The following is a 21,956-nucleotide window of genomic DNA, read 5'->3' on the forward strand; positions in this document are numbered from 1 at the left end:
TGCCGGATTTATTTAAAACGTTACCTCAGTAAGAAATGAGAAAGGAAGGCAGGCCGATAGTTGTTCAACAGAAATGCTTGATGTCGTTTTTCATCAACGAACTGAACAATTTGAAACAGGCCTGAATCATGTCACCTCCAACCGGAAAGATGTATCTCGGCATTACGATTGCCGTGATCGCTAGCGCTGCCGCGCTGGCATGTATGCAGGCGTTGTCGTCGGAGAGTGATGCCGTCGCCGAACCGACGGCGCAGCCCTCACTATCCGTCAACGTGACGACATTAGAACCTCAGACGCTTCCGACCACGATTGCGGCCAATGGTGATATTGCTGCGTGGCAGGAGATCATTATCGGTACCGAAATCGGTGGCCTGCGGCTGGTAGACGTCAAGGTAGACGTGGGTGATGAGGTCACGGAAGGGCAGGTGCTGGCCGTTTATAACGACACCACGGTGCGCGCAGAGCTGGCGAGGAGCCGAGCCGCCGTGGCGGAAGCCGAAGCAACGCTTGCGGAAGCGAATGCCAATGCCCAGCGTGCCCGACGTTTGAAAACCACCGGCTCGCTTTCAGAGCAGCAGATCCAGCAATACGAAACCGCCGAACTTACCGCCCGTGCGCGGCTAGGCGTTGCGCAAGCGCAGAATGAAGCCCAAGCACTACGCTTGGCTCAGACGCAGGTAGTCGCCCCGGACGACGGTTTGATTACCTCACGCACGGCCACTGTTGGCGATGTTACCGGCGCCGATCAGGAACTGTTCCGATTGACGCGCCACGGTCGGCTGGAGTGGCGGGCCGAGGTCGCCGCATCGGAGCTGAATAAGCTGCGACCTGGCCAGCCTGCCACGATCACCCTGTCAGGCGGCTACGAACTCGACGGGCGTTTGCGCACCATCGCGCCGCTAGTGGACACCGCTACCCGCAATGGCCTGGTTTATGTCGACCTACCGTTAAGCGACGTTGCCCGGGCGGGAATGTTTGCCCAGGGTGAATTTGAATTGGGCACCCGCCAAGTGTTGACGCTACCACGCTCCGCGGTGCAGATCCGTGATGGCTTTGGCTACGTTCATCGCGTCAGCGGTGAAGGCCAAATAACGGAGCTTAAAGTTGCCTTGGGCCAGCACACGGAGGATCGAATCGAAATTCGCGCCGGGCTTGAACCCGATGCCCAAGTGGTCGCCTCGGGCGGTGCTTTTCTTGGCAACGGTGACCAGGTGCGGGTGATTGAGACCGACGCCGAGGAGGGGGTATGACGCTCAATACCTCATCCTGGGCGATTCGCAATCCTATTCCGGTTGTTCTGCTCTTCATCCTATTGACCTTCTGGGGGCTCATCTCCTTCCGAGGCTTGTTTATTCAGGATTTACCTGATGTGCAACTGCCCCTCGTGGAGGTCTCCGCCTCATTGCCGGGAGCGGCCCCTGCCTTAATGGAGAACGAGGTTGCCCGCAAGATCGAGGACGCCATCGCTACCGTCTCCGGCGTCAAAAACATCTCTACAACGTTGACGGATGGCAATGCCGACATTGCTATCGAATTCAGGTTGGAAAAGTCCTTACAAGAGGCTATTGAGGACGTGCGCGACGCTGTTGCTCGCATCCGCTCGGAGCTACCCGCCGACCTGCGCGACCCAGTGATTCGGAAAGGTGAGTTTTCCAGTGAGCCGATTGTACGCTACGCGGTGACCTCCTCCGTTCTAGACGATGAGGCACTCTCCTGGTTCGTCGATGACAAAATGACCAAGGCCGTATTGGCGGTGGCCGGTGTTGGTTCGGTTCGGCGTATCGGCGGGGTCGATCGCGAAGTCCGCGTGGCATTGGATCCGGATCGCCTGCTGGCGATGAACACGACAGCGCTGGATATCTCACGCCAGCTGCGCCAGGCGCATTTGGAGGCGCCCGGTGGGCGTGTAGATGTCGGCGGTGCCGAACAGGCCGTGCGAATCATCGCCAACGCTGAATCCGCAGCCGAGCTGGCGAGGATGGAGCTGGCACTCAGCGATGGCCGCCGTATTCGTCTTGATGAGGTGGCGACGGTCACCGATACCGTGGCCGAGCGGCGCTCGATGGCATTGCTTGATGGCGCGCCCGTCGTCGGCGTCGAGATGACCCGTGCCGAGGGGTACGGCGAGGTGGATGTGGCCGAGGGCGTGCAGTTTGCACTCGCTGAGCTGCAACTGCAATATCCCCATGTCGAGGTCGAAGAAGCCTTCAATTTTTTTGGGCCGGTGCTGGATAACTATCAAGGCTCCTTGCACATGCTATTCGAGGGCATGGCGCTGGCGGTGCTGGTGGTGTTCTGTTTCCTGCGCAATTGGCGGGCCACACTGATTGCGGCGGTTACGTTGCCGCTGTCGATCATCCCCACCTTCGCTTTCATGCACCTGATGGGCTTCTCGCTCAATGTGGTGACCTTGCTGGCGCTCTCGCTGGTGATCGGGGTGCTGGTGGACGATGCCATTGTCGAGATTGAGAATATCGAACGGCACCTGCTAATGGGCAAGCCCCCGCGCCAGGCCGCCATGGACGCGGCGGCGGAAATTGGCCTGGCCGTCGTCGCCACCACCTTTACATTGATTGCCGTTTTTCTGCCCACGGCCTTTATGAGCGGCACCGTCGGGCAATTCTTCGTTCAGTTCGGTTGGACGGCCTCGGTAGCGGTGCTGTTTTCTCTGCTGGTGGCGCGCCTGCTAACGCCCATGCTGGCTGCGTATCTGCTGCGCAAACCCCAACATCCCTCGCGCGATCCAACGTGGATTAGCGTCTATCTGGTCGTCGCCCGTTGGTGCCTGCGCCACCGTAAGACAACGCTCATCGCGGCGGCGGCCTGCTTTGCAGGCGGTATCTGGTTGGCCTCGACCCTGCCGGGGACCTTCATACCCCCCGATGATAATTCCCAGACGCAGGCGACGCTCACCTTGCCGCCCGGTAGCACCTTGTCTGAAGCGGAGGCGCTTGCCGAGCAGGCACGCTCACGACTGGTGACGCAACGGCACGTCGTCAGCGTTTTTGCGGCCATCGGTGAGAACTCCGGCAGCAGTGACTCTGGTGTGACCTCGGTGGAACTGACCATTGGTTTGGCGGATCGCGCAACCCGCGCGGGCGTTACGCAGCAAGACATAGAGCAGCAGTTGCGGGTGGCACTCGCCACGCTTCCCGGCGTGCGAACTCGCGTAGGTGACGAGGGGGATGGCTATGAGTTGGTGCTCGCCGGTGAGGATAGCCGGGTGCTTGAACTGCATGCCCGCCAAGTCGAGCGGGAGATGCGCACCATTCCCGGCATCGGCGCGGTGAGTTCGACGGCCAGCTTGGTCAGGCCTGAACTCATTGTACGCCCTGATTTTGCCCGCGCCGCCGACCTTGGGGTCTCGGCTCAGGCCATCGCCGATACGCTGCGCATCGCGACAGTGGGCGATAACGCCGAGGACCTTCCTAAGTTGAACTTCAGCTCGCGTCAGGTGCCGGTGATGGTTCGGCTGGCGGATGCCGCTCGGGAGGATATGGCGACCCTTAAACGGCTACCCGTGCCTGGTGCGAACGGACCAGTGCCGCTGGAGAGCGTGGCTAACGTTGAGTGGAGCAGCGGTCCTTCGGAAATCACCCGGCATGACCGTATGCGCAACGTCAATTTCGAGGTGAGCCTGCAAGGGCAGCCTTTGGGAGAAATCGAGCAGGCCGTGCAGGCACTGCCCAGTTTACGTCAGTTGCCACGCGGCGTGTTTCAGACAGCAGAAGGCGATGCAGAGGAAATGGCGGAGCTTGCCTCAAGCTTCGGGATTGCCATGCTGACCGGCGTGCTGTGTATCTATATGTTGCTGGTGCTGCTGCTCAAGGATTTCATGCAGCCGGTCACTATTCTGGTGGCGCTGGTGCTCTCCGTACCCGGTGCTTTCCTGGCGCTGTTCCTCACGCAGACGCCCGTGTCGCTGCCCGCCATGATCGGATTGATCATGCTGATGGGCATCGCCACCAAGAACTCAATCCTGCTGGTGGACTACATCATTATCGCCCGTCGGGTGCATGGGTTGGAACGTGTGGACGCCATCGTTGATGCCTGCAAAAAACGTGTTCGGCCTATCGTGATGACCACCATTGCCATGGGGGCGGGCATGATGCCGATCGCCTTAGGCTGGGCTGGCGATCCCAGTTTCCGGGCCCCCATGGCCTTCGTGGTCATTGGTGGGTTGATCACGTCGACGTTTTTGAGCCTGTTGGTGATTCCTGTTGTTTACAGCGGTATCGATGATTTTGTGATATGGCTGCGCTTTTGCTGGAAGCGACAGCCATATCAGGAGATTAGGCAAGCATGACAATGATAGCGCTTACACTAGACGTTGAGTTCTATGGTACGCCCGTTAATCGTGAATGCTGGCATGGATCTACCCTTTCACTAGGAGCCACGTATGAACTTACATTTTGCTAAGCGTCTCCACCGCCTGATCGAAGTGCCCATCGCGCTCAGCCCAGCGCAGGAAGTTGACGTTTTCCACCAGTATTTCCTTGGGCGTGGGTTTTTCGTGGAACAACGTCATGACTTCGTCGATAAAGTCATCAAGCGGCATATAGCCTTCGCGAGTCGACTGGCCGGGTGTCAGTTCCGTCTGCACGGCGGGAGGCGCCAGCTCGATGAGCTCGACTTTGCCTTTGAGCTGTTCGCGCATCGATATCGTATAGGAGTGGATGGCTGCCTTGGTGGCGCAATAGGTGGGTGTGCTACTTTTCGGGACGAATGCAAGGCCGGAGGAGACGTTCACAATTACCGCGTCTGGCTGGCTTACTAAATGGTTGATCAGTGCATTGGTCAATCGGAGCGGCCCTAGGAGGTTGGTGACGACCGTCTGTTCGGCGTCAATCAGGCTACTGGGACTGGATAAATCTTCGCTGCGCATGATGCCCGCATTGTTGATCAGCACGTTGAGGTTGGGGTGCTCAGCGACGACGCGCTTCGCAAAAGCGGCGATGTCTTCTGGATCCTCGACATCGAGAACCATCGTGTGCATATTTTGCTGGCCAGTAATGGTTTTCTCTAGTGTTTCCATGCGCCTTCCGGCGACGATGACGGTGTTGCCAAGTGCATTGAAGCGTAACGCAAGTTCACGACCAATGCCGGAGCCGCCACCGGTGATAAGGATAGTATTTCCTGATGTTTTCATTGTTTCACTCTCCGTCTGTTTTTAGGACTTAATGCCACTCACTTTTTAACAATTCGGTGGCGGCGGGGCTTGCCAACACCTGCGCAAAACTTGCTTGATCCTGCAGGTGTGGAGAAACGCCTGTTCGGTCATGCTAACTTTGAGTCGAGATGCTGGCTGGAGGAAAGTAGATGAACCCACTCATACAAGCGGTGCAGACGTATGCCACGCTACATGCTAATAGCGATGGCTTGGTGTTATCCCGTGTGCCGGGGCTTAGTATGATGTGCGTAGAAATCCCCGCGGGTGACTTGCAATCGATATATAAGCCTCTGGTTTGCTTAGTGCTACAAGGGTCTAAGCGGATGATGGTCGGTCATCAGGACAGAGTGATATCGGCGGGGGAATCTGCGATTGTGAGCGCAGATATGCCTGTCGTCGGGCGAATAGTCCAAGCAAAACCGAGCGAGCCCTATCTGGCGGTCGCGGTCGAACTGGATATGATCATCATGCGTGAGCTTGCCACTCACCTAGGGACGTCGCCGCCACAACGGCCATCCGAGATGCAGACACTATTTGCGGAAGACACCGAAGCGGAGGTGATTGACTGCGTATCACGACTGATGAAACTGCTGGATCGGCCCGACTCTCTACCACTTCTACGCCCGGGTATCATGCAGGAGTTGCACTATTGGTTGCTATCGGGCCCTCATGGCAACGCTTTGCGGGATATTGCAGATCCGGATAGCTACGCGAGCCGCCTTGCCGCCGCCATTGCTATTCTGAGAGCCGAGTACACATCGCGCGTGCCGGTAGAGCAACTGGCGACACAGGCAGGCATGAGCCTCAGCTCGTTTCATAAGCATTTCAAACACATGACGTCGCTTACGCCGGGGCAATACCAGCAGCGACTGCGCTTGATCGAAGCGCGCCGCCTGATGCTCGATGAAGGGTGTTCCGCGAGCCATGCTGCCTTCGAGGTGGGGTACGAAAGTGTTTCTCAGTTCACTCGCGAATACGGTCGCCTTTTCCAGTTGCCGCCAAAGCGTGATGCGCTGCGCTTTCAAAAATCCAGCGAGGCTGCCAGCAGCCACGCAGCAGCGTCGCAACGACTAGGTGCCTGAGCCATACTGCTTGTTACTCAGGGAGTCTCGCGATGATCTTTATCGATTGGGTCATGGCGTTGATGGCGCAGTATGCGCCTACGATTGATCGACGGGGGATAGACGTTTGAGAGGCGAGGGGGGATGCGTTGGCTGATTCGCCATGATGCGCGCCAGGCGCTCTAGGGCCAGTTCGAGCCGTTCAATCAAACCCTCCAATAGTACGCGGCGGTCGGCGGGTACATCGCCATAGGCCATAATCGTTTCGTCCAGCTGTTTACCTGCTTCACGAATCCCTTGAGGGGGCCTCCCGTTGGCGCTCTCTTCAAACCCGCTAGCTAGTGTACCTAGCAGATGGCGGTGCGCCTCGCGTATGCGCGGGTGAGGTGCGTCATCGAGCCGATCACGCAGGCGTAGCGTAGCGGTGCCCACATCCAGCCCGGTCAAACCCAGAATAAATAGGTGGCGCTGATCCTCAGGCAGCATGTCGTCGTGCTGGGCCAGTTGAAGTAACCGATCCGCCATGTGGCCGCTGAAACGGGTTTCGGCGTCGCGAATCGAGCGCTGGCTTAGCGCATGAATATCGCTGGAGATCGCATTGATTAAACGCCGTCGCCGAAGTCGGGTGCCCAGCCCCGGCAGTAAACGAAAGCCCATTACTACGCAACTTAGTCCAATCACCACGGCCACCACTCGGTTGGCAAAGCTGTCGAACGAGAAATCCATACCGTTACCGGGCATGGTCAACAGAATATTGAAGATGGTAAAAGCTAGGCAGTAGCCCATGGTGGCTGGGTTGGTGGCCCCTAGCAGACCCAAAAACAGTGGCGTGCCAAACAGCATCGCTAGCATCGGAAAACCACTGGCCTGGGAGAGCAGCACATGGCCGAATAGAAAAGCACTGGGAATCGCCGCTAGCATGCCCTTATAAAACATCATGGTGATGGCAAGGGGATTATCGCGGCTGGCGAAAAAGGCGGAAAACAGGGTGCCCAGCATCATTGCGATCATGGCGCTCTGCCAGGCGGTGACAATCCAGAAAATCGCCAGTAGCGAAAAAACTAGCCCTGAGCGAATGGCGTTAATGCCAGCGGCGAGGCGGTCGCGGTGCCAGGCCAGCGGTGACGAACGCAGTTTATGGCGCTCCGGCGAGGCAATCGCCTCCCGGGCATCGAGCATGATCATGGCATGGCCGATTGATTCACGTAGCCCCAATCGCAGACGCCGATCAAGAGGGGCTAAGCGGCTCTCTTCCTCGCTTTCATGAACCCGGTGGCGTAGCGACTGAAGGGCTTTTCTGGCCTCAACGACCCCTTTGACGTGTTCAGCATCGCGAAAGCCTTTTGCGACCTCGCCCGCGAGTTCGATACTTTGGGGGGCTAGACGGTCCGCGTGGTCGTGCATCAGTTGGTGCAGCGCTTGCAGATTGGCGAAAAAGCGTAGAGTTCGGCGGGTGAGTACATGGGCTGCCCGAACTCGGCCGGGGCCTACCGGGCCTTCAAAGCGGGCGGCCTGGCTGTCAGTTTCCAGCAGGGTTAACGGCACGAGGCTACTGCGCAGCGCTTTCTGCATCGCCGGGATATCGTCGCTGGCTTCTAAGCGCAGGGCGGCATGCTCGAAGGCTTCGTTGATCACGTTGTCGGCCTGAGTGGCAAGATGGGCGCCCACATGGGATGGCCAGAGCAGCGAGCTGACCAGCATGGCACATATGGCGCCCAGCCCCAGTTCGGTAAGGCGCGCCACGGCGATATCGAAGATTCCGGCGGGCGTGCTGCCGCTGGAGATGACCACAATCAGCATGGCCGTTACGGAGGCCATCAGACAGCCGTAGGTGTAGTTATTACGCCACAGCGAGCCCACGTAAGTGCAGAGCATAATCCAAGCGGTAAGCACGATAAGGGCAGGTACGCGGGCCTGCGCAAAGAGTGCCATGATCGCGATACCCGCCACGGCACCTATCAAGGTGCCGCCAAGTTGGCAGATGCCTTTCTCGACGACCATGCCACTCATGGGGCGAATCTGAAGAAATGCCGCCGAGATCAGCGCCCAGTAGGGGCGCTCCAAGTCGAACATAAGCGCGATATAGAGCGCGAGCATCATCGCCAGGGTGGTCTTGATCGCAAACTTGACTGCCGTAGCGTTGGGCGTCAGGTAGGTGCTAACAAACGGCGACATGGGTTACTCAGACTGCTCGGCAGCGTTTTCGGCAGGGCGGACACGCACGGTTGCTGTCATGCCGACGCTCAGCAGGGTGTCATCCGGAACGTCTGCTAATGAAATGCGCACCGGAATACGCTGCGCCAGGCGCACCCAGCTAAAGGTGGGCTCCACTTGCGGTAGCAGCTGCTGGTTAAGGGTTGTGTTGCTATCGGCAATACCTCGACCAATACCCGCCACCCGGCCCTCCAGATGAGTGTCGCCGTTCATCAGAATCACATCCACTGGATCGCCCACATCGATTGACGTCATTTTGGTCTCTTCGAAGTAGCCTACGACATAGAAAGAGTTATCAGCGATCAGCGCCATCACCGGCGTGCCGCGATGAGTGTATGTGCCAGCGGTAAGATGGACATTGAGAATATGGCCGCTTACCGGCGCGGTTATTTGGGTGCGCGCTAAATCAAGCTGGGCGCTGGCCAGTTCCGCCTGAGCCTGCTGTAAATCGGCGGCGGCAATGCGCGAGTTGATCTGGGCAATTTGCTGGTTTTCTGCGCTAATTGCACGATTGTTGCTCAACTGATTACGTCGACTCTCCTCGGCGCGGTTTAGCTCCAGGGTTGCCTGACGATGGTCAACCGTGGCCTGGGCGCTGTCCACCGCTGCTTGGTAACGCGTGTTATCGATCGCAAACAGCGTGTCGCCTTGGGCGACATAATCAGTATCCGCCACTTCAAGCGTGCGTACCCAGCCGGAGACATCGGGGGCAACCGTCACCACTTCCGCATGAACCCGAGCGTCGCGCGTCCAGGGGGTATAGAGATAGTAGCGCCATAACCATGCACCGGCGGCAACGGCAATGGCGACAATAACAAGGGTGAGCAAAATACGGAGCGAAGGGCGCATCGGCGATTCTCTTAAGGGGCTGTCTTAAGGGCTTTGAAGCAAAACAGTAAAAATGAAAGTGGTGGCAGCGGTTAGGATGACAAATAATGAAATGTCGAACCACGCCTCGTACCAGAGCGCGTACTCGCCGACCACCCAGTGCAGTAGCGAGCGAATGGTCAGAGTAGCAACAAAGCCGATCAACGCGTAGATCAACAGAGGGCTTAAGTAGATGCCACCGACAGCGATTTCTTGAAGACCCATAACATCCTTAAGTGGCCTGGAAGTAACGAAAAGAGGAGGCGCCAAACGAGGCTAGCGACGTGCCAGGTATTTATCCCCTGCCAGTGAGTCAGCCACCAGTATAAAGAGCGATAGCATAGTTTGCCTTATAACGGCGAACGAGGTGTAGATTCGTGTGCGGTGGCCCTGGTTGGGTTCATTCCCAGCCCCGCTCGGGAGTGTGCTAAAGTGCAATTTCGTTGTTTTCCTTTATTTATCCTCTGATTCCTTTGTTTACCCTCTGAATAGTTGACTGTTGCCTGTGAGAACAGATAGCCGCCTCTCTCGTATGCTGCATGTGCTGCTGCACATCGCGCGGGAACCCCAACCGATTACTTCTGAACAGATTGGTGCCATGCTGGGCACCAATGGTGCTGTGGTGCGGCGGACTATGGCGGGCCTTCGTAAGGCGGGCTATGTAACGTCTGAGAAGGGGCATAATGGTGGCTGGCGCATCGCCTGTGATTTGCACAGCGTAACGCTGTTGGACATACACAACGCCGTGGGCGGGCCGCGCATTTTCGCCATTGGCACCGACCGTGATAACCCGGACTGCGCGGTAGAACAGGTAGTGAATGCAGCGCTTTTTGATGCCATGCGTGAAGCGGAAGCGCTACTAATCGCCCGCTTGGGAGCGGTAACGCTGGCAGAGCTTGCCACTCAGTTTGACGATATTGCGACGCGCAAAGGCTACCAACTGCCGACACCTTAATACAATGCTTCACCACCTACCCGAATAACGTTAATTAGCATGCCCAACATAGCCATTGACCTCTGCGTATCTTTTAATGTGTCAATAAAAGATACATGATATGTTTTTTTTCACCCTGGGCTTGCTGAACTGTGGGGCAAACGTGTTTTCCACTGCCCGTACTGCCACGGCTATGAGCTGGGCAAAGAGGGGATCGGCGTGTTGGCAACCTCAGAACTTGCGATGCACCATGGCTTGATGCTGCCCGACTGGGGCGAAACCACGCTGTTTCTTAACGAGGCCTTTGAACCCAGTGCCGACCAACTGGCTCAGCTTAAGGCGCGCGGTACCCATATCGAATATGGCACCGCGGCACGACTAGTCTCCCAAACGGGGGGTGGAATTGAGCTGCTAATGCAGGATGGTCGGGTGTTTCCATTGATGGGCTTATTTGTCGCTCCTCGTATTCACCTTGGCCCGCTGGTAGCGCAGTTGGGCTGTGAGATTGAGGAATCTCCCATGGGCAGCATTGTTAAAACCGATGTGCTGCAAGCTACTTCAATTAAGGGGGTATTCGCCTGTGGTGATATTGCTCGCGCTGCGGGCTCGGTCACGTTTGCTGTTGCCGACGGTGCCATGGCGGGGCTTTCTACCCATAGAACGCTGATGTTTGGTATTTAATGCCTAGGCCGAGGAGCATCATACGTTAGACCGATCTCAATTAGTGGTATTAGAACTATGCTTTAGTATTAGTGTCGTACTGCCTACTGCTGACTTGTAGGAGAAAGTGCTTGCTGATCAAAAAGAAGAAAGCTCGCTCCCATACCGAAGACCGCTGCCTGGCACTGGTGCTAGCGACGGCTGCTGGTATTCTCAATGCCATGGCGTTGAGCGCCTTCGGTTTTCTTCCCTCTCATATGAGTGGTAACGCCTCACAAATGTCGACCGAAGTGGCCCACTCGGATACCAGTGGTTTGTTGTTTCTGGCAGCCCTACTGCTGGCATTCGTGATAGGCAGTATGGTCGCACGCGTTGCCGTGGTCATCGGTCAGAAGATCAGAACAATCTTCTGCCTGATTCTCTTGGCGGAAGGCGTGGCATTGACTGCTGTGTCTATGTTTGAACTGCTGTTTTACTCGACCCGCTTCAACGCCGAAGTGTTGGTCACTCTTGGCTTCTTGATGGGAGTACACAACGCGACTTCAACGCAACTCTCGAATGGAAGGGTGAGATCGACTCACGTGACCGGCACACTGACGGATGCTGGTATCGCATTAGGCTCGTTTTTATCATCCTTGGTGGCACGCGGTGAGGCGACCGACCGCCGCTCTTGCCGAAAGCAGCTCTATACTCATTTGACGACGATTTGTTCATTTCTGACTGGGTGTATCGTCGGTGTAGCGCTGTTTGATTGGTTTGGTTTCAAGGCGATGCTGGGGCTGGGGGGCATTTTAATTGTTGTTCCCTTGAGCGCGATTGTTATAACAGTGCGTACCGCAAGTAAGTGGGTGGAGGCCAGAAGTTCATAGCAGCCAATACGCGGGCCGCATAGGCCGCTGCATCACCCGGCCATGTTTGAAGGCATGTTATACCGGGCGTGAGCCACTAGCGCCAACTGCACAAATGCCGCTGCTGCGGCCATGGCCCCCGCGCCGATTGCTAATGTCGACACGGGAAGGTTGAAGGCCAGCAAAACGCCCCCTAATGCTGCGCCTATCGCACTGCCTAGATAGAGCGCTGATTCATTGAGTGCGATCGCCAAATGACCGTCGCCATGGGCTTGACGTGTACGAACCAGCTCGTTGTTTTGTGGCACTTGAAGCGCCCAGCCCACAGCGCCCCAAAGCGCAATAGGCAGTAACGTCAGCAGAGGATGAATCGACGCTGCCAAGGGCAACGAGATAAGTGCTATCAAAAGTAGCAGCATGATTGCGAGAGTTATCACGGGGCCGATAAACCTGTCCACCAGAGGCCCAATCAGAAAACTGCCCACGACGCCCCCAATCCCCCATACCCACAAATAGCCGGTAATCGACTGAACAGCGCCTGACTCGGTTGCCGCCATAAACGGGGCGATAAACGTATACATCCCCAAACTGGCAACGGCGCCCAATAAAGAAACCGCCAGTATGGCCATGGCATGAGGGCTTCGCAAAATAGCGAGTTTGCGAACAAGTGAAAGCGTTGGCGCGGATGGAAGCGCCGGTAGTTTTACCTGGAGCCCCACGTAGGCGATTAACCCAAGGGCTGAAATAAGCCACATCGCGGACTCCCAGCCGAAACGTTCCGCCAGCAACAGGCTGATAGGCACCCCCAGTACCGTGCCGCTTGCCATGCCACCCATAATAATCGCAATCGCTTTACCGCGGTGGGTCTCCGCGGTTATGGCGGCTGAGGCGGCAATTCCCATGGCAAGGTAAACCCCCGCACCAACGCCAGCGACCGCTCGCCATATCGCGAGGGATATAAAACTGGTGGCCAGAGCGCTGGCGATATTGGCCACAATAAAGACAGCTAACGCTAGTAGTAAGCCCATGCGCTGGTGCTTTCCGGGCAGAAGAGCAACGACGACAGGCGAACCTAGGCCATAGGCTAAGGTGAATGCCGTTACTAACTGAGCAGCCGTGGCCGAAGAGACACTAAAGGTACCTTCGATCAGAGGGATTAGCCCCGCAGTGACATAAGAGGCCATCCCAAGTGCAAACGCACCTAGTGCCACGAGATATACCGATAAACGAGATTGGTCAGCCATAACGCACTCCAGACATAAGCATTAGAAGAGAATTCGCCAGCGCTGTTTTGGCCAGCGGAGAGCTATTCTGGAGAGGCTTTAAAGGGGGTACAATTTAACTGCTTATGCTATTACTAAAAGTGATACGTTATTCAAGGTGATAAAATGACCGTTCCACGGCCGCTGACTCGAACGCGGGCAGACTTGGCTGCGTTTCTACGCATGCACCGAGAGAAAATCGACCCAGAAGAGGTAGGGCTGCCGCGTGGCCGCCGAAGGCGTACGCCGGGGTTAAGGCGTGAAGAAGTCGCCGCTTTAGCAGGCGTGGGGCTGACTTGGTATACCTGGTTGGAGCAGGGCCGCGATATCAGCGTATCGGCCACGTTTCTGGACAACCTATCCCAAGCGCTGAAGCTGGATGCGGCTGAGCGCCGACATCTATTCTTGCTTACCCATCAGCGCTTACCCTCAGAGCTAGGCAAAACCTGGTGCAGCGTGCCGCCGCTGGTTCAAACGTTGATGGACGACCTGCCTACACGACCTGCGTATATCCTGAACTTGCGCTGGGATGTGCTGGCGTGGAACGGGGCGGCTGATAAGCTGTTCAACTTTTCTTACCATGTACCCGAGCGCCGCAATATGCTGTGGTTGTTATTTACCGACCCAGGTATGCGTCAGCTGTTATCACCCTGGGAAGCGCAAGTCAGCCAAATGCTATCAAGCTTTCGGCGCGACTTTGCACGAGCGGCGCAAGATCCCACCATTGATGAGCTTGTCGAAGAGTTAACCAAGGTATCGCCGGAGTTTAACCAGTTGTGGAAAACCCAGGAGGTTAACGCCCCTTGCCAGGGAGTACGTCATCTTCACCTTGAGGAATTGGGCGAGGTAGCGTTCGAGCACACGACGTTAACCGTTGATGAAGAGCGCCACTTACGGTTGGTTTATTATGCCGTAAAGGAGGCGGATCCTCAGGTCGCTGCTTTTACCCGCTGGGTGAGTGACGACAAAGGCGCGAGGTAACGGTGGAAGTTAAGCGAACGTGGCCACAACGTCGTCTATGAAATGGCGTAGCTTCGGCGTCATGCGTTGATCGGCTGCGTAGAGCAAGTGCATGGGTCTTGATGGCCCCTCATAGTCTGGCAATATGCGCACCAGCCGCCCGGCAGATAGCTCCTCAGTCAGTGCGGATTCGTAGCCCAATGTAATGCCGAACCCCTCCAGTGCTGCGCGAAGCAGCCCCTTCCAGTCATTGATTTGTAGCCGCCCGTTCACGGAAGCATCGAAATTGCAGTTGTCGCGACTGAAGCGCCACTTTCTGCCCAAAGTGCCGAACCAATAGGCGAAGCCCAGGCACTCATGCTTGACCAGGTCCGCAGGTGTCTCAGGCTCACCGTGTTCAGATAAATAGGCCGGTGAGGCACAGGCGATGAGCTGATAGGGGGCAAGCGGACGTGCCACCAGTGTGGTGCTGTCGTTGATTGGCCCAAGGCGAATGACAGCTTCGTAACCTTCCTCGATAGGGTCGACCAAGCGGTCCGACAATGTGAGATCGACCTCCACCTCTGGGTACTCGCGAAGGTAGCGGGTAACCAGTGGAACCAGTCTTTGACTGCCAAACGTGACGGGCGCGTTGATTCTGAGGCGACCCCGGGGGGCAGCCCGTGCCTGCTTGGTTAGCGTTTCGGCCGCCTCGACGTCCGCGAGGATGGCCTGACATCGTTCGTGATAGAGGTATCCGATTTCGGTCAGGCTCTGTTTGCGTGTGGTGCGGTGCAATAGCCGCGACCCAAGCTGCTGCTCCAGGGCCATAATGTGTTTGGAAACCATCTGCGTTGATAGGCCGAATTCTGCGGCGGCGGCCGTGAAGGAGCCAAGATCGGCAGCCCGCACAAAAATAGCCATGCTCGTTAGCCGATCCAGCATTATCAACTCCCAGAAGATAGTTAAGTCACTCAAATGATATTTATCACGCATTGGTAGCAGAATAAAGTACAGGTTATCTTAAAACGGTCGGGAGAAAGATATGCAGATCGGGGTGATTGGTGCGGGATTTATCGGACGAGCGTTTGCACGCCAGGCTATTGCGGCAGGCCATGACGTTATGATCAGTAACTCGCGAGGGCCGCAGACACTCAGCAGCATCCCGCCGAAAATTGGCGCACAGATCGGTACCGTGCATGAGGCCATCGGCTTCGGCGACATTATCCTGATCGCCATTCCCTTTCATCAATACGCGAATCTTCCAGTTGAGTCGCTACACGACAAAATCGTGTTGGACGCCAATAACTACTATCCAGATCGGGATGGAGCTATCCCGGAACTGGATGAGCGCCGGGCGACGACGAGTGGACTGCTGGCGCAGCATTTAACAGGCTCAAATCTCGTGAAGGCATTCAACGCGATCCTGGCCACCGATCTGGAGAAGGGCGGGCAGACGCTGCCTTCGGGAAACCGGCGCGCTCTACCAATAGCGGGAGATGACGAGGCGGCCAAGGAGCTAGTCGCAAGATTGGTGCGACAGTTCGGCTTCGAAGCAGTCGATGCCGGGTCGCTGGCGGAAAGCTGGCGTTTTGAGCGCGCCAAACCCGCTTACTGTATACCGTTTGATCGGGAAGGGTTGCGTCAGGCGCTTGATGAGGCTCAACCTGACATTGATATGCCGGAAGGATCATGGCGTCTGTAAAAGGTAAATGAAGATCAAATTGGCTTTGTATTGAAATCCAAAGATTGGAGATGAAAAGTTCATGACTTAGTTTTGTGGTTCAATAAATACCTTGACCAGCATATCTTTGGGACGGCTAAGAACACCTTCTCCGCCGCCCGCGCCCTCTATTAGTGGGTGGCTTGTCAAGGGAAGCGATTCTGAGGCGCCAGCCATTTTTAATGGGTGATTATTGGGCTGATTTACACTGAAAGCTGCCAGAAACCCCATCTATAGTTCCGTTTCTGCAAATCTAAAGAAGTGAATGGCCATAGAGATTTAATGGCAGCATTGTATTTTCTAAACCATGCTTAATCTCTCGCATGCTAGATAAAAATATGAGGGTTGTATGGAGTTGGTGGGGTTTATCGCTGTGGTACTACTGGCCTATCTAATTCCCGGGCCAGACTTTTTGTTAGTGAGCCGCTATGCCGTGCAGCATAAACAGCTAGGTTTCACCGCTGCTCTGGGTGCCCAGAGTGGTCTTTGCTTGCACATGTTAACGGCGGCTATGGGGCTTTCAGCCATCGCTGCGCAATCTGCAGAATTTTTTATAGTGATACGCTGGGTAGGCGCGGCGTATCTGATATGGCTAGGTATTAGCGTGCTGCGTAAAAGCGAACAACATCAAATTGTACAAGACGAACTTCAATGCGAAGACGCTTGCACAGGCCATCGCCGAGCCTTCGTGAGTGGTTTTCTGACCAATGTGCTCAACCCCAAGGCTATTGTCTTTTTTCTTAGCGTGTTACCTCAATTCATGGATCCAACCGCTGATGTCGTGCGTCAGATTTTGATCCTCGGTGTAATCGATGTGGTTATTGGTGTTCTTTGGTGGTGGGGTGTTGTCTGGCTAATGCAACGAGTCGCAGACACATTGCGCAAGCCAAATATTCGCCAATGGTGGGATCGGGTGACCGGTGGATTAATGCTTGGTGCTGGAGCTCTATTGGCACGCAATGGGGTAGAGTAAGCTCGCCCTTCACCCTTGCAAATACCGCCCCGGCAGTTGTTCAGCTAAAAACTCCATAAACAGCCGGGTGCGCTGGGAAAGCGTGGTTTGGCGGTAGTAAACGGCGTTCACAGCTTGGGTCTGTATTTCTATGCAGTCGGGTAATACATCCACCAGTGTGCCGTTGTAACGGGGAGTGATGGTCATAAAGTCGGCAAGGCAAACGATGCCTTCTCCTGCAATGGCCAGCTCAATTAGCGTACTTCCGCTGGAAGCCGCCAGCGTTGGGGTGATATGTAAAGGTTGGCCATCGGCGCGGCACAGTGGCCAACGGTTGAGATGATCAAGCTGGCTGAAGCCTAGCAAGCTGTGATCTTGAAGATCGCTGGTGCTTCCGGGCGTGCCGTGGCGTTCAAGGTAGGCGCGGCTGGCCAGAAGGCGCAGCGGGCTATAGCCAAGGAGGCGGGCGTGTAGCGATGAATCTTCCAATTTGCCTATGCGGATAGCTAGATCTACCCGCTGCTCCAGTAGATCGACAAAGCGGTCGTGGGTATCGAGCTCCAGTGTGATACCTGGGTATCGAGAGCGGAATTCACTAATCACCGGCACAATCACGAACTGCATAAAACTGGGGGCGGCGTTAACTCGCAGTCTGCCTTGGGGCTGGTTGTGACGATCCAGCATTGCCTCTTCGGCTTCTTCAACGGCAGCCAGAATATGGCGGCAGTGGTTAAGAAACGTTTCGCCCTCTTCGGTAAGTTCCAAGCGGCGCGTTGTGCGACGTAATAGCGTGGCGCCAAGTTTTTGCTCCAGACGGTTAAGCGTACGGCTAACCCCGGAAACGGTCATGCCAAGCCGCTCAGCGGCACCGGTGATAGAGCCGCTATCCACGACTGTCACAAATGCTTTTTGTTCTTCAAGAGTGCTTTTCATAAATTGCTTTTCATAGCGCTGCTGTTGGCCTTCTATATAGTGCTTATTGAGTGCTTGGTATTGTTGATTTTAAATCAAAAGAGTCTTGCTGGTATGTTGCTTCTTTTTTCGCGCCATTACTCCCACAATACGCACCATCAACATCAAGCCTAGTCGTTGAGCTTTGATGTTCAAGCTCTTTGGGAGAAAGCGTTAGATGAAGATTCTATTGATTAACGGTGGCAAGGCGTTTGCCCACTCTGGCGGTGAGCTCAATAATACCCTGCATGGCGTGGCAGTAAGTACGTTGCAGGAAATGGAGTATGAGGTGCGCGAGACGGTGGTTGATCAAGGCTACACTCTTGAGACGGAAGTGCAGAACTACCTATGGGCAGACACCATTGTTTACCAGATGCCGGGTTGGTGGATGGGAACGCCCTGGATCGTTAAGCGCTATATCGATGAGGTGTTCACAGAAGGCCACGGTTCACTCTACGCCAGCGATGGCCGCTCGCGACAAGACCCCACTAAACAGTATGGCAGTGGCGGCTTGCTGCAAGGGCGCCGCTACATGCTGTCGCTGACCTGGAATGCTCCTTTGGAAGCCTTCGACGAGCCGGACAATTTCTTTGAAGGGCGTGGTGTGGACGGTGTTTATTTCCCATTCCACAAATCGCAGGAGTTTATCGGCCTAGAGGCATTGCCGACCTTTATCGCCAACGATGTGATGAAGATGCCGGATGTCGATCGTGATAAAGCGGCTTATCGTGCCCATCTTCGCAAAGTGCTTGGCTAAAGGGTTTGGCTTAACGTAGTTGATTCGGATAAGCCCACCTCGCGAAGTGGGCTTTGCTTGGTTGGTTTGTCTGACCTAGCGATCCCTATCCAAGCTTTGCACCGTCAGATCCAGCGCCTTGTACATGTCCAGCCGGGCGGAAAGACCGATATCCGGGTGATTCAGTTCATTGGCCCGCTCGGAAGGTAATATCGGGGCGGTCAAATCATCCGCGTCTGTCGGCTCGAAATCGTACTCTTCACCAATGGTCATGGCGCTACGCCGCAGTAGCATGCGGAGCTGCGCGGGTGTCAGCTCAGGTTCAATCGACATCATCGCGGCTAACAGGCTTGCTACCAATGGCGTCGCGTAGGAAGTGCCGCAATGCGCCTCGCCTTGCTCACCTTCTACGAGTGAAGAGCCTCGCACACAGGCAGCGGCGGTGATATCCACCCGCATATCGATATTGGAAGCGTTACGTTTGACCACGTAGCGGGGATCGTCAACCTGCACGTCTTCATCACTGCGCTCATGCCCGCCCACTACGAACAGCTGGTCGGTTACGAAAGAGGAAGGGAGCCGATACTCGTCACTGCCTGAAAAGGAAGACGCGTTGCCCGCTGAGTTGACGACCACCACATCTGGGTGCTCCTCGCGTAGCCACAGAAAGAACTCTTCAAGCAGTTCCTCATAACCGCTCATGGCGATACCGGAGCGTACCAACGAGTCGATCTCTTCCCCGTTAATGTCGATTGCGCCGACGCGATGAATGCCCCAGCTCCAGTTGAGTACGCGTACGCCGTCTTCCACCAGATTGACCGAGGCGGCGATATTGGCCGTAATGCCTGCATCCGAGTTGCGATCCACAATCACGTCGAAGCCCGGGCCTACATCGTCCAATCCACGCAAAAAACCGCTGTTGCCCCCTTCATTCCAGGCTGCAGCAAACACGCCGGTCACCGTCGTACCATGCCCGTCAGGTTTGGCGGCATCGCGGGCATAAACGCAGGTTCTATGTGCATCGGCGCGGCATTCGCCCAGGTAGTCAGCAAAATCGGGTGCGTCGAAATCCACTTCCCGTTCGATGACCCCAATGCGGATTGGCTGTGTCTCGATATCCTCGACATGGCCCTGAGAGGATAGACGTCGTTGATAATAATTAACCGCATCCAGAAAGCGGTTGGCTGCCCATTCCTGGTCATCTTCCGCATCGGGTGGCGTCGTTGTTTCGCGCTCAATACTCTCTTCTGCTCCCGACTCTTCGATCACTACAGCATCCACGCTGACTTCGTTGCCAAGCCTGAGTACTAACGCATCGCGCTCATTTAGGTTTTTGGCGGGCAAACGCAACTGATAGGTATTGAGTGGCGGAATCATGCCGACTACCTCAGCGTCGTACTTCGCTGCTAAACGCTGGGCTTCTTGAGCGCCGTCGTGGCTCTCTTCAATAATCAGGCTGACTAGGTCCACGTAGGTGGTGATGTCATCCATGTTCTTAGCCACTTCCCGGTCTGTGGCCGCCACCACATGACTGCCCTTGAGGCTGATCCAGACCGGATTGCTGGACTGGTTATTCTGCTCAAACCACAATGGTCCGCTTTCTGCGTCAGCCTTATTGATACGTACTCGCACCCGATCATCATGGTAGGTGAGGTCTTCTGCTGGAAGCGGCGTACCGTTCAACTTCACCTGAAAGTCGTTGCTATCAAGCCCGCTGACATACAGGCAGAATTCTTGGGTATCCATCTGAAGCAGATTGCCGCAGCGCTGCAGTTGTTCGACGCGCAAAGGCGGTTCATCGTTTACAGAGGGCTCCGCAACCGCGACAGATCCGCTTAACATTAATGCCAGCCCCCAACACAACCGACCAGCGCCAAAAAACGTTTCTGGCATATTACGACCCCACACAGTATCCAATTGACCGTACATAGCATAAACGTATTAGCTGAACAGAACATGAACCCGTTCGGTGCGAAGGGGGCTAAGGTATGTTTTAACGGCTATAACGATAACGAAGTTTAGGCAGTGTACGGGCGACTGGCGGAAGGCGGGTTGCCATAATAAGCGCTGCAATAGCGGCATACATGGCCCACTCTTGCATATCGGCGCGCACTACCCAGAAGAAGTGCAGCAGTACCAGACCTAAAATGACGTAGGAAAATTTGTGCAATGGTTTCCAACGTTTGCCTAGGCGGCGCATCGACCATTTGTTAGACGTCGCCCCCAGCACTGCAAGGCCGATCAGCGCGATCATACCGACGATAATATACGGGCGTTTGACGATCTCGCTACCCAGCAGTGCCCAGTTAAGCCCGAGAATAAACAGCGCATAGCTGAGCATATGCAGGGTGGCATAGGCGAGCGTCCAGAGGCCCAGCTGGCGGCGGATCAGCGCAAAGCCTTTCCAGCGGGTGAGCTTGGTCAGTGGGGTAAGGCTGAGCGTGAGCAGCAGCAACCACAGTCCGCCGATGCCGATATTCAATAGCAGGTAACGCCCCGGTTCGGGCCCGGCGGCGTTATTGGCTACCTGCCAACTCCAGAACAGCAGCGGCGCTAGCGCGGCCAGGAACACGCCCACGCGCCATGCTAACCATATACGTGGGCTGGCCATTAGTAATTTTCCTTTAAATCCATACCCGCATAGAGTTCGGCGACTTCATCGGCGTAGCCGTTAAACATCAAGGTGTCGATGGTGTTGGGGCTGAACAGGCTGTTGGGCAGCCGCCGCTCGGTGGCTTGGCTCCAGCGAGGGTGGTCAACCTCTGGATTAACGTTGGCATAAAAGCCGTACTCATCAGCGGCGATCTGCTGCCAGGAGTTAACCGGCTGCTCTTCTGTCAGTGAGATACGCACAATCGACTTGATGCTTTTAAAGCCGTACTTCCAGGGCACGACTAACCGTAGGGGAGCGCCGTTTTGGTTGGGCAACTCCCGGCCATACATGCCCATAGCGAGTATCGTGAGCGGGTGCATGGCTTCGTCCAGGCGCAGGCCTTCCACGTAGGGCCAATCAATGATCGAAAACGAGGAGCGCTGCCCGCGCATTTGCTCTGGATCTACCAGGGTTTCAAAACGGACATATTTGGCTTTGCTGGTGGGGTCGGCACGTTTGATGATGTCGGCCAGCGGAATACCCAGCCAGGGGATCACCATTGACCATGCTTCAACGCAACGCAGACGGTAAATACGCTCTTCGAACTGCGAAGGCTTGGCGAAGTCTTCCAGGGCAAAGCGGCCACCGTTATTGACTTCGCCATCGACCACCACGCTCCAGGGTTCGGTTTGCAGGCTGCCTGCATGGCGGGCAGGGTCGCCCTTGTCGGTGCCGAACTCGAAAAAGTTGTTGTAGCCACTGGCGTCGTCAAAGGGGGCAATTTTATCGTTGTCAGGGTTGCTGGGGGTGACGGCTCGCCATTGGGTTTCGCTGATTTTTTCCTTTAACCACGCTGGCGCATCGCCATCGGGCACGTCGGAGTAGTCGGCGTTAGCTTGGACGTGGCCGGATAGCGCGAGACCAGCGCCCAGGCCTGCCATACCGCCCATAAAGCGCCGCCTTGATAGGTAGATAGATTCCGGCGTGACATCGGATTCGTGTAAATCACTCGGTTTAGCAATCTTTATTAGCATTGGGTGTCTCCA

At 55.8% G+C, this 21,956-nt stretch carries 21 protein-coding genes; 10 read left to right on the top strand and 11 right to left on the bottom strand.

What is annotated here, in order from left to right:
- Window positions 1-128 precede the first annotated feature (128 nt).
- Window positions 129-1,250 carry an efflux RND transporter periplasmic adaptor subunit gene (locus QEN58_RS03890; RefSeq protein ID WP_280105848.1) on the top strand — a complete coding sequence of 374 codons (1,122 nt, stop codon included), beginning with the start codon at window positions 129-131 and terminating at the stop codon, window positions 1,248-1,250.
- Window positions 1,247-4,306, top strand: a complete 3,060-nt coding sequence (locus tag QEN58_RS03895) for an efflux RND transporter permease subunit (RefSeq protein ID WP_280105849.1) — start codon at window positions 1,247-1,249, stop codon at window positions 4,304-4,306. The genes QEN58_RS03890 and QEN58_RS03895 overlap by 4 nt, the downstream gene beginning before the upstream one ends.
- Window positions 4,307-4,405: 99 nt before the next feature.
- Here QEN58_RS03895 and QEN58_RS03900 read toward each other — a convergent pair whose 3' ends face one another.
- Window positions 4,406-5,149, bottom strand: a complete 744-nt coding sequence (locus QEN58_RS03900; RefSeq protein ID WP_280105850.1) for an SDR family oxidoreductase — start codon at window positions 5,147-5,149, stop codon at window positions 4,406-4,408.
- A gap of 170 nt (window positions 5,150-5,319) precedes the next feature.
- On the opposite strand from QEN58_RS03900, the gene QEN58_RS03905 reads away from it, so the two are divergent.
- On the top strand, window positions 5,320-6,252 hold the full coding sequence (locus tag QEN58_RS03905) for an AraC family transcriptional regulator (protein ID WP_280105851.1): 933 nt from the start codon (window positions 5,320-5,322) through the stop codon (window positions 6,250-6,252).
- Between the two features lie 78 nt (window positions 6,253-6,330).
- Here QEN58_RS03905 and QEN58_RS03910 read toward each other — a convergent pair whose 3' ends face one another.
- The 3 genes from QEN58_RS03910 to QEN58_RS03920 are packed head-to-tail and all read right to left on the bottom strand — an operon-like array spanning window position 6,331 to window position 9,537.
- Entirely contained in the window at window positions 6,331-8,406 is a 2,076-nt protein-coding gene (locus QEN58_RS03910; RefSeq protein ID WP_280105852.1) for an FUSC family protein, read from the bottom strand.
- Window positions 8,407-8,409: 3 nt separating this feature from the next.
- Window positions 8,410-9,294, bottom strand: coding sequence for an HlyD family secretion protein (locus QEN58_RS03915; protein WP_280105853.1), 885 nt, complete (start codon window positions 9,292-9,294; stop codon window positions 8,410-8,412).
- A 24-nt stretch (window positions 9,295-9,318) separates the two neighbouring features.
- Window positions 9,319-9,537, bottom strand: a complete 219-nt coding sequence (locus QEN58_RS03920) for a DUF1656 domain-containing protein (RefSeq protein WP_230804691.1) — start codon at window positions 9,535-9,537, stop codon at window positions 9,319-9,321.
- 280 nt (window positions 9,538-9,817) lie between these two features.
- Here QEN58_RS03920 and QEN58_RS03925 point away from each other — a divergent pair, with 280 nt between their 5' ends.
- From QEN58_RS03925 to QEN58_RS03935, 3 genes are all read left to right on the top strand, one after another.
- Window positions 9,818-10,267 carry an Rrf2 family transcriptional regulator gene (locus QEN58_RS03925; RefSeq protein WP_280105854.1) on the top strand — a complete coding sequence of 150 codons (450 nt, stop codon included), beginning with the start codon at window positions 9,818-9,820 and terminating at the stop codon, window positions 10,265-10,267.
- A gap of 198 nt (window positions 10,268-10,465) precedes the next feature.
- Complete coding sequence (locus QEN58_RS03930; protein WP_280105855.1) at window positions 10,466-10,927, top strand: FAD-dependent oxidoreductase; 462 nt, start codon at window positions 10,466-10,468, stop codon at window positions 10,925-10,927.
- 110 nt (window positions 10,928-11,037) lie between these two features.
- Window positions 11,038-11,775, top strand: coding sequence for a YoaK family protein (locus QEN58_RS03935; protein WP_280105856.1), 738 nt, complete (start codon window positions 11,038-11,040; stop codon window positions 11,773-11,775).
- 32 nt (window positions 11,776-11,807) lie between these two features.
- On the opposite strand, the gene QEN58_RS03940 is transcribed toward QEN58_RS03935, so the two are convergent.
- Complete coding sequence (locus QEN58_RS03940) at window positions 11,808-12,998, bottom strand: MFS transporter (RefSeq protein ID WP_280105857.1); 1,191 nt, start codon at window positions 12,996-12,998, stop codon at window positions 11,808-11,810.
- A 144-nt stretch (window positions 12,999-13,142) separates the two neighbouring features.
- Here QEN58_RS03940 and QEN58_RS03945 point away from each other — a divergent pair, with 144 nt between their 5' ends.
- The gene (locus QEN58_RS03945; protein WP_280105858.1) at window positions 13,143-13,997 is read left to right on the top strand and encodes a helix-turn-helix transcriptional regulator; all 855 of its coding nucleotides are present in this window, start codon (window positions 13,143-13,145) and stop codon (window positions 13,995-13,997) included.
- A 9-nt stretch (window positions 13,998-14,006) separates the two neighbouring features.
- On the opposite strand, the gene QEN58_RS03950 is transcribed toward QEN58_RS03945, so the two are convergent.
- Window positions 14,007-14,900, bottom strand: a complete 894-nt coding sequence (locus QEN58_RS03950; protein WP_280105859.1) for a LysR family transcriptional regulator — start codon at window positions 14,898-14,900, stop codon at window positions 14,007-14,009.
- Window positions 14,901-15,000: 100 nt separating this feature from the next.
- Here QEN58_RS03950 and QEN58_RS03955 point away from each other — a divergent pair, with 100 nt between their 5' ends.
- The gene (locus QEN58_RS03955; RefSeq protein WP_280105860.1) at window positions 15,001-15,660 is read left to right on the top strand and encodes an NADPH-dependent F420 reductase; all 660 of its coding nucleotides are present in this window, start codon (window positions 15,001-15,003) and stop codon (window positions 15,658-15,660) included.
- Between the two features lie 66 nt (window positions 15,661-15,726).
- On the opposite strand, the gene QEN58_RS03960 is transcribed toward QEN58_RS03955, so the two are convergent.
- Window positions 15,727-15,909, bottom strand: a complete 183-nt coding sequence (locus tag QEN58_RS03960) for a hypothetical protein (RefSeq protein ID WP_280105861.1) — start codon at window positions 15,907-15,909, stop codon at window positions 15,727-15,729.
- Window positions 15,910-16,027: 118 nt separating this feature from the next.
- On the opposite strand from QEN58_RS03960, the gene QEN58_RS03965 reads away from it, so the two are divergent.
- Entirely contained in the window at window positions 16,028-16,651 is a 624-nt protein-coding gene (locus tag QEN58_RS03965) for a LysE family translocator (RefSeq protein ID WP_280105862.1), read from the top strand.
- A 9-nt stretch (window positions 16,652-16,660) separates the two neighbouring features.
- Here the strand turns inward: QEN58_RS03965 and QEN58_RS03970 are convergent, their stop codons facing one another.
- Window positions 16,661-17,563, bottom strand: a complete 903-nt coding sequence (locus QEN58_RS03970) for a LysR substrate-binding domain-containing protein (RefSeq protein ID WP_280105863.1) — start codon at window positions 17,561-17,563, stop codon at window positions 16,661-16,663.
- 196 nt (window positions 17,564-17,759) lie between these two features.
- Between QEN58_RS03970 and QEN58_RS03975 the strand changes: the two genes are divergently transcribed.
- Window positions 17,760-18,338: an NAD(P)H-dependent oxidoreductase gene (locus QEN58_RS03975; protein WP_280105864.1), complete on the top strand. Its 579-nt coding sequence runs from the start codon at window positions 17,760-17,762 to the stop codon at window positions 18,336-18,338.
- Between the two features lie 75 nt (window positions 18,339-18,413).
- On the opposite strand, the gene QEN58_RS03980 is transcribed toward QEN58_RS03975, so the two are convergent.
- The 3 genes from QEN58_RS03980 to msrP form a co-directional block, all read right to left on the bottom strand.
- Entirely contained in the window at window positions 18,414-20,159 is a 1,746-nt protein-coding gene (locus tag QEN58_RS03980) for a S8/S53 family peptidase (protein ID WP_280105865.1), read from the bottom strand.
- 151 nt (window positions 20,160-20,310) lie between these two features.
- Entirely contained in the window at window positions 20,311-20,928 is a 618-nt protein-coding gene (gene msrQ, locus QEN58_RS03985; RefSeq protein ID WP_280105866.1) for a protein-methionine-sulfoxide reductase heme-binding subunit MsrQ, read from the bottom strand.
- Entirely contained in the window at window positions 20,928-21,944 is a 1,017-nt protein-coding gene (msrP, locus tag QEN58_RS03990) for a protein-methionine-sulfoxide reductase catalytic subunit MsrP (RefSeq protein ID WP_280105867.1), read from the bottom strand. The genes msrQ and msrP overlap by 1 nt, the downstream gene beginning before the upstream one ends.
- Window positions 21,945-21,956: the final 12 nt, after the last annotated feature.

This window comes from Halomonas alkaliantarctica, assembly GCF_029854215.1.
GTDB classification, from domain to species: Bacteria; Pseudomonadota; Gammaproteobacteria; order Pseudomonadales; family Halomonadaceae; genus Vreelandella; species Vreelandella alkaliantarctica_A.

Bases quoted from the DNA above. Each gene is read 5' to 3' on its own strand.
- QEN58_RS03890 (WP_280105848.1), top strand. From the start codon at position 129: ATGTCACCTCCAACCGGAAAGATGTATCTCGGCATTACGATTGCCGTG.
- QEN58_RS03980 (WP_280105865.1), bottom strand. From the start codon at position 20,159: ATGTTAAGCGGATCTGTCGCGGTTGCGGAGCCCTCTGTAAACGATGAA.
- QEN58_RS03895 (WP_280105849.1), top strand. From the start codon at position 1,247: ATGACGCTCAATACCTCATCCTGGGCGATTCGCAATCCTATTCCGGTT.
- QEN58_RS03950 (WP_280105859.1), bottom strand. From the start codon at position 14,900: ATGCTGGATCGGCTAACGAGCATGGCTATTTTTGTGCGGGCTGCCGAT.
- QEN58_RS03905 (WP_280105851.1), top strand. From the start codon at position 5,320: ATGAACCCACTCATACAAGCGGTGCAGACGTATGCCACGCTACATGCT.
- QEN58_RS03970 (WP_280105863.1), bottom strand. From the start codon at position 17,563: ATGAAAAGCACTCTTGAAGAACAAAAAGCATTTGTGACAGTCGTGGAT.
- QEN58_RS03965 (WP_280105862.1), top strand. From the start codon at position 16,028: ATGGAGTTGGTGGGGTTTATCGCTGTGGTACTACTGGCCTATCTAATT.
- msrQ (WP_280105866.1), bottom strand. From the start codon at position 20,928: ATGGCCAGCCCACGTATATGGTTAGCATGGCGCGTGGGCGTGTTCCTG.
- msrP (WP_280105867.1), bottom strand. From the start codon at position 21,944: ATGCTAATAAAGATTGCTAAACCGAGTGATTTACACGAATCCGATGTC.
- QEN58_RS03960 (WP_280105861.1), bottom strand. From the start codon at position 15,909: ATGGGGTTTCTGGCAGCTTTCAGTGTAAATCAGCCCAATAATCACCCA.
- QEN58_RS03945 (WP_280105858.1), top strand. From the start codon at position 13,143: ATGACCGTTCCACGGCCGCTGACTCGAACGCGGGCAGACTTGGCTGCG.
- QEN58_RS03920 (WP_230804691.1), bottom strand. From the start codon at position 9,537: ATGGGTCTTCAAGAAATCGCTGTCGGTGGCATCTACTTAAGCCCTCTG.
- QEN58_RS03955 (WP_280105860.1), top strand. From the start codon at position 15,001: ATGCAGATCGGGGTGATTGGTGCGGGATTTATCGGACGAGCGTTTGCA.
- QEN58_RS03915 (WP_280105853.1), bottom strand. From the start codon at position 9,294: ATGCGCCCTTCGCTCCGTATTTTGCTCACCCTTGTTATTGTCGCCATT.
- QEN58_RS03940 (WP_280105857.1), bottom strand. From the start codon at position 12,998: ATGGCTGACCAATCTCGTTTATCGGTATATCTCGTGGCACTAGGTGCG.
- QEN58_RS03900 (WP_280105850.1), bottom strand. From the start codon at position 5,149: ATGAAAACATCAGGAAATACTATCCTTATCACCGGTGGCGGCTCCGGC.
- QEN58_RS03975 (WP_280105864.1), top strand. From the start codon at position 17,760: ATGAAGATTCTATTGATTAACGGTGGCAAGGCGTTTGCCCACTCTGGC.
- QEN58_RS03910 (WP_280105852.1), bottom strand. From the start codon at position 8,406: ATGTCGCCGTTTGTTAGCACCTACCTGACGCCCAACGCTACGGCAGTC.